Origin of the sequence: Flavobacterium sp., assembly GCF_043778725.1 — a bacterium.
GTDB lineage: Bacteria > Bacteroidota > Bacteroidia > Flavobacteriales > Flavobacteriaceae > Flavobacterium.
This window is the reverse complement of sequence record NZ_JAYWFT010000113.1, coordinates 18,718-29,482: the sequence shown is the minus strand read 5'-3', so window position 1 is coordinate 29,482 and position 10,765 is coordinate 18,718. Positions and strand designations below refer to the sequence as shown.

Here is a 10,765-nt window from a genome sequence, read left to right as displayed (position 1 = left end):
AATCGCAAATTAAAAAATTGCCTTTAATGTGGTTCGACTTTAAAGCAGGTGTTGTAATTGGTAATCAACAAAGTGTTCAGTATTTTCTGGGACAATCTACGCCTAGTGCAGAGATTAAATCTAAATCAATGAGTTTTGTTTATAGTCCTGCAGTAATTGTAAATGTAGCCAATTTAAAAAAAGTGGCTATAAATTTAAAAGCAAGTTACTCCAATTATGGTGGATTTGGAATTGGGTTGAATATTACGGAACAGGATTGCCATAATGTGTATTGTTATAGATGCCATGGTTCTGGTTGTATTAATTGACTTAAAATAAATAATTAAAAATAGAAATTATGAGAAAAATAAGAATAATTATAATATTAATTTTCTTTTTGAAAATAACTTACTGTATTTCACAACCAGCTAATTACAATTGCGGATGTAATTTAACTAATAATCCACAGGCAGGTTTAAAGATAAATGGTGTGATTTATTACTCAAGTAATGCTTCATCACCAACAATAATTCCAAACATAGTTTTACCACTTGGGGTTCTTTCATTTTCTGGAAATATTAATATTGATCAAAATGTTGTCTGTAAACCATTGGTAACAGGAATGCCTAATTATTGCGTTACAACTTCTGCTAAAACCGATATTGTAATTCAAAATTCAAATATCTTACCTGTATCTGGCAACTATTTTAGTGGACTTTCTAATAATTATTTATACGTTGGAGGATTACAAATAGGTATTAATACCATTACTGTTTACTCAAATTGTAAAAGTGGTATTTCATCAGGACAAAATGGAGAATCCTGTGCACTAGGTGCTTTTAGAGTTAATATTTCTACAACACAAAACACTCCATTTTCAGCAAATATTAACAATGAATGTCATTATAGAGTAAATGGACCACAACATACAGCAAAGTATTCAGGAAATAAAATATTTAAAATTAGATTTACTTCACCTCCACCTTTAGGAACTACAATCCAAATTTTTAAAAATAATGCATATTTAGAAACTATGGCTTTAAATCAAATAGCATTAAATACTGATTATTTGTTCAACAATAATAATATGGGCTATTCAAGTGGTAACTATAAAATTAAATTTATATGTAATGGGAATGAGATATTTCCTTTAGGAAGTACTTCAACATATCAATTTACATATAATAGAACGAGAGTTAGCTGTATAGCATTAAACCTTACTAATACTAATCAGACTACAACAAATACACCAATAGCACGAATTATATGTTCACAAAATGTAGCTTGCCCATCAGGAATGCACTGCGTTAATGGTATTTGTGAATTTTAAATTTACATAATAATCAGATAAAAAAATCAATACCACTTCTATCCGATGATAAATTTGTAATCCTTAGTTATATAACATATAAAATCATTTTGTTTAGGTTAGTTTTCCAGAAAACCTCAAGACCATCTTGAGGTTTTCTATTCTATAATCCAATTTTTATAAAAAGTAAAATACCGTTAAACAACGGATATGATTTACAGTAACGAAACTAGAGTTGACAGAGGATTTGTTTTCAAAAATTAAAACGCTTGAAATTTAATTTAATTAAAAATATAAAAAATAATTTTAAAATATAGGTAACAAATTTAAAACTCAATTGATATAATATCATAAACAATAAAAATTTAAAAATTATGAAAACAACTATTAAAAAAATCGCAAAAACAAATTTTAACATCATGACTACAAAAAGTATTCAAAAATTTGGAATCTTCATTCTGCTAGGAATTACATCTGTTGGCTGCGACTCATCATCCGATCCAATTACAGTTCCAGTAGTTCCAGATACTTTTAATCATTTGTATATTCGAACACAAAACGCACCAATAAATTCATGTAATGTATGGGATTTAACTGAAGCCTTCGGAACTGCTCCAGCTGGATTGAAAAGAACTGATACTTATTTGCCTGCCTCACTGGGTCAAACAACAATGACCAAACAATGTTCAGCATATTGCAGAAATATCATTCAAGGAGCAAAAAGATATGTAGTTTCTACTGGTGAAAGAGTTGTAGTTTACGACGCATCGTCTTCAACTACTCCACTTCCGATTGAATTCCCTATCACAAACATTCAAGCTATGGAGTTTGTAAACGGAAGATTCTTTATGGTTAAAAATCATATTTTAAAAGAATACGACATTTTTACTATGAATCCAATCACATCATTTACACCAATTTCGCTTTTACCCACAGCAGGAGTTTCAAATATGACATTTAATGGTAACTTTTTATATGTTATTAGCAGTTCTGTTTTATATAAAATTGACACAACTGGCTCAGGATTAATTGCTGCATCTTATACATTAACAACAGCTGATTTTCAAGGATTAGAATATGTTAACAATCCAAATCCGTTGTCAGCATGTAATAACAGTTTATATGTAGTAAGAAAAACTGCAACAGCAAATGAACTTGTCCGTATTAACGAAGCAACTGCGGTAGAATCAACCATTGCACCATTAACTTATGTTTCAAATAGCACCAGAATTGCATCAATATTAGATTATAATACAGAATATTATTATATTTTTAGTGCCGACGGATTTGGCTTGAACACATTTACTTTTACAACAATTGACTTAACACCAGCTTCTGGAGTTGTCACTCCTAATGTTACTAGTCCATTAACTGGATACCAATTTGGATATCAGTTAAAAGATTAATAACCAAAACAGCAGTTATTCTTTATCCACAATAATATAAAACATTTTGTTTAGGTTAGTTTTCCAGAAAACCTCAAGACCATCTTGAGGTTTTCTATTTTAAATCCATTAAAAATGAGCTTTCCGTGATAAAATAGTTATTATTCACCACTTTTTCCTATTTTTATAATTCCAAACCAACCCTCTTACTATGAAAAAACTAGCTTTACTCCTACTTTTAATGACTTCGTTTATGTTTTCGCAAACCAAAACAAAAGATACGGTAACTCGTAAAGCTACAATTGGTTATGAAAGAAAAGGAAATGAGGTTGTGTTTAAATCGCAAGCTCCTTTACTAAATCAAATGGCAGGCGCACCACCAGCAAGTTATAGTTATTTTTGGGAATTTGGCGATGGCAGTTACAGTAAACAAAAAGAACCTAAAAAAGTGTATAAAAAGAAAGCCGATTACAAAGTGAATCTATCGGTTACCAACAATTATGACAACGGAAAACCACCTACTACTAGACCCAAAATTGTAGCCGTAACCGAAATCACTACTACCAATTTTTCGGAAATTGCTTCCTTGTCAGATACCACTTCTGTAGTGGTTTTTAACAACCGAGAACCTGTTGCCGATGAGGAAATGGTAGTTGCAATAAGCTATCAAAACAATCTAGATTATACTGCAAATGGTAAATTATATTTGTTTTATAACGACAAAGAATTTAAAAATAAAAGCTTTGAATTGCTAGAAACTCGCACGCACTTTGGAGAAAGAGAAATTCAAGAAAACACAATTGTCTTTGTTGATGATAAAAATAATGCATCTCAAAATATTGCTTGTGCAAATGATTATTCGGTTGTAAAAAAACCAATTTCTATTGATGACGAAAATTTAGAAATGACACTTTTAGAAAGCAAATCATTATTTTCAGATACTAAAATTTTAGAATTTGACGGAATGAATGCCAAAGAAACACGTACCGTTTTTTTTACATTTAAAACCACACCACAGATGATTAAAGATACTAGCGCAACAGTTAGAATGAGAGGTGTTTATATTCCGGACAGAAATTATAAAAACCACAAAAAGAAAACCCTCGAAATGGAAATTGTAACCTCGCACGATCCAAATAAAATGTCGAGCAATGCCACATCGATGAATTACAGAACGGTTAGATTTAAAACAATAAATTTTAAAACTAAATTTCAGAATAATGGCGAAGGTCCAGCAAAAATGATTCGATTGGAAACAGATATTCCTGAAATGTTTGATAAAAAAACTCTAAAAATTGTTGATTCTTATCCCAAATGCCCCATTTGTCCAAAAGGCGAAACAGTGACTTATAGTTGCCTAGATACAATTATTAAAAAAGACCAAATACATTTTACTTTCAAAAACATTTATATCCCAGGAAGTAATCAAAAAAACATTAAAGACATCGATTCTACCAAAGGATTTGTAAAATATTCTATGAAGTTTGCCAAGGATTTTCACAAGGTAAAAACCAAAAGTAAAACCGCAATTATATTTGACAAAAACGAACCTGTAATAACCAATTATGCCACAACCCGATTTAAACCTGGAATTTCTATTGGTGCAAAAATGGGCTACAATTCGTATTCTGGTATTCAAGATTTTTCTTCAGTAGGCGGAGTTATAAATTCAAAAATGAAGACCAATGGTTATTTTGTTGGAGCAACAATTAGTCCCTATAAATCCTATCGGTTTTACTGGCAATTAGAACTTTACTACAGTTATATGGAAAACACAAGCGCCACACAAATGTCGCCTTTTACTCAAGAAATCTTCAATCCTGGTGTTCCAACAAGCAACGGTACAATAGCAACAGACGGCTTTTCGCAACAATCAAGCGATTCTAAAATTATAAAAAATAGTATAGATATTGTTCCGGTTTCTTTGCGATATAACATTAATAATTATATCGGAATTGGCCTTGGACCACAATTTTCATTAACCGTAAACGAAAGTACAAAAACAGAAAAAACCAAAAAATATTATGCCTTTAATGCAACAACATCGGGAGAAGAACTTCCTAATTTAGAGCAAAAAAACACTACCAAAACGACAACAGATAACTTTAAAAAAACACAGACAAGTATATTTGCCGATGTAACTTTGGGTTTTGCTAGAATTGGACCAAGCCTAGGTGTAAGATATTATAAAACCTTTGAAAAAGACTTTAATTATTGGCAATTTTATGCCATTTGGAAGTTTTAACTTATGCGAAAAATAACGTTTCTTTTTCTATTTACACAAGTGCTATTTTCTCAGGTTAAATCGATTACTTTAGAGAACAAAATCTACAATGCTATTGAAGCTTTTGTAACCAATCCTAGTGCCCAAAACTTAGCCAAACTAGAATTAGAACGAAAAACTTTTCATCCACAAACAGCATCCGAAACTCTTGCTTGTTTTACTTTAGAAAACAATCTTGGATTCTATCAAAATCAATTAGGCAACACAAAAAAAGCAATTTCTAGTTATGAAAACGCTTGGCGATTGTATGAAAAAAATAAGTTTTATAAATACGAAGTCATTAACAATTGTTTAAAACCATTAGGAACTCTTTACACCATTATAGGCGATTATGACAATGCTGAAAACACCATAAAACAGTATTTTTATATAGCAAACAAACAGAAAAATCAGATTGAAAAAATTGCTGCTGTTGTAAATTTATGTGTTGTTTATCAAAATACCGGAAGAGATAACGAAGCAATTAATTTGCTCGAGCGAACTCTAAAAACCGAAAAATTATCTACCCAACAAAAAGGCAATTTACTTAGTAGCTTGGGTGCCAATTATTTATTTAGAACTAACACCATACAAGCAGAAGAAAGTGATTATAGAAATGCAGAAAATAGTTTTTTAGCTTCTATTTCATTGCTAAAAAATGATGCTTCACAAATACCTTCTTTGTCAAATTCTTATTTAAATTTATCAAAATTGAAATTCAATACTGATAAAAAAGCAGCTGCATTTTACTTAAAAAAAGCTAAAGCCGAATTTATAAAAATTGAAACTATTCAACCCCGAAAAAAGGCACAGTTTTATTATGACGAAGCAACTTTATTACTAAAACAAGACAAATTAAAAGAAGCAAGTGCTAGTATTGAGTCTGTTTTTAAAATTCTGATTCCAAATTATTCATCACAAAAAACAATACTTCCTAAAAAAAATTCGCTCTATGCAGAAAATACATTATTGGATGCATTAGACTTACAAGCAATACTTTATTTAGCACAAAATCAGCCTAAAAAAGCATTAGAATGTTACCAACTTTCGTTTCATATTGAAGCCTTGTTTCAATCGCTTATAGTTTATGAAAATTCTAAAATAGTCACCCAAATTAGAAACCGAAATCGAACCGAGAAATGCTTAGAAATCTACTATGCTCTTTATCTAAAAGAAAATAAAATAAGCTATATTGAAAGTGCTTTTAGCTTACAAGAAAAAACAAAATCGGCAGTGTTACTTCAAACTTTAGAAGAAAAAAAGAATATTTCTAGAGCAGAAAAACGCATCTTAGAGCAACTTCAAAACTGGAATACAATCATTATTAAAGAACAACAAAAAACATTTTCGGCAGATATTTCTAAGATTAATGAAGCCATAAAAAAGCAAAATGAATTGATGCTTTTATTGAAATTGAAAGAATTTGGAAAATCTAAAGAATCTAAAAAAGAGTTTGAAATTAATGAATTGTATTCTAAACTAGAAAAAGATAAAGCAGTATTGGTTGACTATTTTTATGGAAACGAAAAAATTTATTCGTTCACGATAGAAAATCGCACAATTAAAATTCAGGTTTTTGAGCAAGAAGCCGCTGATAAATTGATTTTTTATAGTTTTTTAAATTGTTTTAAAAGTGCAAATGCAATTACAGACAACCCAAAAGCATACTGTGAGTTGGCTAATGCTATTTATAATATCTTAAAACTTCCTAATAATAAACACAACAAAAATCTCATTATTATTCCGGATGGAATTTTAAATTTTATTCCGTTTGAAGCCTTACTATCACAAAAAAGCTCGACAACCAAATTTTCAAAAATGCATTATTTGCTTAAGGATTTTGCTATTGGATACACAAATTCGGCTACATTTTATTTAAACACAACTACTTTTAGACACAAGGAAGAAACAGTTTTGGGAATTTTTCCAATATTTGAAAACTCTTCATTAGAGCTAACATTTTCCAAAAAAGAATTAGAAAATTTGAAAAGGAGTTTCAAAGGAATTTATTTAGATAACGAAAAAGCAACATTTAAAAATTTCGAAAAAGAGGCATTAAATTATGCTATTTTACATCTTTCTACACATGCGTCATCTGGCGATATTGTTGAGCCTGCAAGTATAAAATTTTACGACCAAGAGATTTATTATTCTGAACTTTATAATCTTAATATCAATCCCGATTTAGTGGTTTTGAGTGCCTGTGAAACTGGATTAGGAAAACTCTACAAAGGCGAAGGAGCGATGAGTATTGCAAGAGGATTTCAATTTGCTGGAGCACAAAATCTACTATTTTCGCTCTGGAAGGTAAACGATTTCACGACTTCGGTAGTGATGCAAGGATTTTATAAAAATGTTAAATCTGGCAATTCCTATTTTAATGCTAATCATCAAGCTAAACTAGATTTTCTTGATGATTCATCAATTCCAAACGCTAAAAAATCGCCTTATTATTGGAGTGCTTTTGTTTATTATGGAACGTTAGAAAACAAACCATCGTCGAATACTTATTTATTTATTTCAATTATTGGATGCACAGTCGTTTTAGGTTTAGTTTTGTTATTTTTGTTTACCCGAAGAAAAAGAAACAATAAACTGTAATTTACATGGTGCAACACGACTTGATCTAAATGAAAAAAGACTTAAACATGAAAAAAATTCAAGAAATTCTAAAGAAAGAAGGTTATAGAAAAATAGCTTTTAAAGTATCTAAAACACAACATTTATTATTGAAGGCAACCATCAATGGTATTAAAGGTAATTTTATTCTTGATACTGGCGCAAGTAATAGTTGCGTTGGGTTTGAAAGTATTGAATTGTTTAAACTTAAAGCTGGGAAATCTAAAACAAGAGCTTCTGGAGCTGGTGCAACAGGAATGTTTACCCAATTAGCCAAGAACAATACTTTACAACTTGGGCGTTGGAAAAAAACTGATTTTCATTTGGTTATTTTTGATTTATCGCATGTAAATACTGCGTTAGAACAATACAAAGCTAAACCTGTTCAAGGAATTATTGGCGCCGATATTTTACTTAAAGGAAAAGCAATTATTGACTATTACAATCATTGTTTGTATTTGAAATAAAAAACTTATATATTTGAATATTAAATATTTACTTATGAAAAAACACTACCTACCACTTTTATTTTTATTCTCAATTTTAACTAGTTTCAACACTTTTGCACAGATTAATGCTGTTGACGATAATTTTGAGGTTGTTTATGGCGCAACCAATGTAGTTGCAGGTAATTTTTTACTAAATGACACCTTAAACGGAAACCAAGCACTAGCAAGTAATGTAAGTATCACTACCGTTTCTTCTTCAAATCCTGGAGTTACCATTTCTGGAACCAACATTAATGTTGCAGCAGGAACGCCTCAAGGAAGTTATGTGCTTGTTTATCAGATATGTATAATTGGAAATCCAACGTCTTGCGATACTGGTGTGGTTACTATAAATACAGAACTTATTACTTATCCTGATAGTTTTACCACTTCAAATTGTCAATATTATGTTGGGAATATCTTAGGAACTAATGGTAATCCATTATTTATTGATACTCTAAATGGTGTTCCTGCTATTTTACAAACCTATTACACCAATCCTGGAAATATTATCCATCCAGCAAATGTTGTAGTAACGTTAATAAATACTTATCCTGGAATTAATTTAAACCCGAATGGTGATATCTTTATTTTACCAGGAGTTTTAGCGCCCGGAAATTATCCATTAACCTACCAATTGTGTGAAATTGCAAATCCAAATAATTGTGATGTTTCTTTTGCAACAATAGGCATTGTACCGGGATTTTTGTATGCAGCTCCTGATGATTTTAGTTTTTCTCCAATTGATAACACTGTTGGCGGAGCAACAATGAGTGTACTCAACAATGATTTTTCTGAGTGTAACGGAATGTTAAACCAATTCAATTCATTTGTATATCCACAAAGTATTCCAAATGGTTTGACATTACAATCAGACGGCGTAATTACAGTTCCAGTAGGCACTCCGCCAGGAACTTATATAATTCAATATGGTGTTTGTGAAACAACGCCATTTGGCACATGCAGTTCTGCTACAGCAATAGTTGTAGTAACAGGAATTTCTTCGCTTGTAGCAAATTATGATTATCTAGATGTGAACTATCCGAACGCTACAACTACGTTAAGTGTTCTTACTAATGACACGTTAAACGGAAGTCCATTAAATTCTAATGATATTATAATCACACCACTCAACATTCCAGCTGGTTTTTCAATCAATGCAAATGGAACTATAGCAATAGGAAATGTTTCGGAAGGAACTTATCCTGTTCCATATCAAATATGCCGCGCAACAAATTTAAGCGATTGTACTGTAAATTATGCTTATGTAGTAGTTTTTAAAAATAGAATTTTAGGAAAAGTAAAATTTGATGCCAATGCTAATGGTTGCGATGCAAGTGATCCTTTTTTAAACAATATTAGTATAAAAAATAATAATAACTCAAATGCCTATACAAGTTACACCAATTATAATGGCGCAAGTGATTACTATCTTATTGGCGATGTAGGAACAAATACGGTTTCTGTAACCAATTTACCATCCTATTTCACGGTTACGCCAGCAACACAAGTATTTAATTTCACACTTCCAGGAACAACAATTGCTCCCGATTTTTGTATTACGGCAAATACAAATGTTGATGATTTAGAGATTGTTTTAATACCAAGATTTAACGTAGTTCCGGGACTTCCTGCCTATTACGACATTTTATATAAAAATAATGGAAGTACAACATTAAGTGGTCAAGTTACTTTTCAGTTTGACAATACTAAAATGACATTTTCAAGCAGCACTCCATCGCCAAATAATATAGGACTGAATACTATAACTTATAATTTTGCTTCATTAGCACCTTTTGAAAAAAGAAAAATATATAATGTAAAATTGTTAGTAGCAACACCACCAACGGTAGACTCAGGAAATGTAGTATCGTTTTCGGGAAATATTACACCTCTTGTTGCCGACGCTACTCCTATTGATAATTCAAGTGCCGTAAATCAAACTGTAGTAAACGCACAAGATCCAAATGACATTATAGTTCATGAAGGCGCGACTATTACACTCGCGCAAGCGCAACAAGGATATTTACATTATACCATTCGTTTTCAAAATGTAGGAACATCTGATGCAATTAATATAAAAGTATTAAACGATTTAGATCCAAAATTAGACTGGAGTACGTTTCAATTAATTACTTCAAGCCACAATTGTAGAGTAAAAAACAAAAATGGTCACAACGAATTTCTATTTGAAGGAATCTATTTGCCAGGAACAACAAATGAACCTTTAAGTCATGGTTATGTAACTTATAAAGTAAAACCAATTGCTTCTATTGCTGTAGGAAATGTAATTCCAAATGCAGCAAGTATTTATTTTGATTATAATGCTCCTATAACAACCAACACTGCTTCTACAACAGTCGTTAGTAATTTGTCAATAGAAAACTTTGCTTTTAGCAACTTTAATTATTACCCAAATCCTGTAAAAAATAGTTTAACAATTTCAAATTCATCTGTAATTGATGCGATAGAACTAACTTCAATTTTAGGACAAAATATACTATCTAAAAAAATAAATGATTTACAAACAGAACTTAATATTTCTTCCTTATCTAAAGGAATTTACTTTGTAAAAGTCTCAAGCCAAGGTCAAGAAAAAATAGTAAAAATTATTAAAGAATAAAAATCTAAATTAAAAAAGAGACCCAATTTATGGTTTTTTTAAATTTTTTACAAAAAAAACCACTCATAGTTGAGTGGTTTTTTTGGTTTTATGTACTAT

The 10,765-nt window shown here is 30.6% G+C and carries 7 protein-coding genes; all 7 read left to right on the top strand.

What is annotated here, in order from left to right; genetic code table 11:
• Nucleotides 1-308, top strand: a 308-nt coding sequence (locus ACH2CG_RS10875; protein WP_395065065.1) for a hypothetical protein, incomplete at its 5' end; no start/stop codon positions are given.
• Nucleotides 309-337: 29 nt separating this feature from the next.
• On the top strand, nucleotides 338-1,309 hold the full coding sequence (locus tag ACH2CG_RS10870) for a hypothetical protein (RefSeq protein WP_395065063.1): 972 nt from the start codon (nucleotides 338-340) through the stop codon (nucleotides 1,307-1,309).
• A gap of 353 nt (nucleotides 1,310-1,662) precedes the next feature.
• On the top strand, nucleotides 1,663-2,694 hold the full coding sequence (locus tag ACH2CG_RS10865) for a hypothetical protein (RefSeq protein WP_395065061.1): 1,032 nt from the start codon (nucleotides 1,663-1,665) through the stop codon (nucleotides 2,692-2,694).
• 190 nt (nucleotides 2,695-2,884) lie between these two features.
• Nucleotides 2,885-4,918 carry an autotransporter outer membrane beta-barrel domain-containing protein gene (locus ACH2CG_RS10860; RefSeq protein ID WP_395065059.1) on the top strand — a complete coding sequence of 678 codons (2,034 nt, stop codon included), beginning with the start codon at nucleotides 2,885-2,887 and terminating at the stop codon, nucleotides 4,916-4,918.
• A 3-nt stretch (nucleotides 4,919-4,921) separates the two neighbouring features.
• A complete protein-coding gene (locus ACH2CG_RS10855) occupies nucleotides 4,922-7,537 on the top strand; it encodes a CHAT domain-containing protein (RefSeq protein WP_395065057.1) in 2,616 nt (871 codons plus the stop codon).
• 47 nt (nucleotides 7,538-7,584) lie between these two features.
• Entirely contained in the window at nucleotides 7,585-8,022 is a 438-nt protein-coding gene (locus tag ACH2CG_RS10850; protein ID WP_395065055.1) for a retropepsin-like aspartic protease, read from the top strand.
• 34 nt (nucleotides 8,023-8,056) lie between these two features.
• Nucleotides 8,057-10,666: a T9SS type A sorting domain-containing protein gene (locus tag ACH2CG_RS10845; protein WP_395065053.1), complete on the top strand. Its 2,610-nt coding sequence runs from the start codon at nucleotides 8,057-8,059 to the stop codon at nucleotides 10,664-10,666.
• Nucleotides 10,667-10,765: the final 99 nt, after the last annotated feature.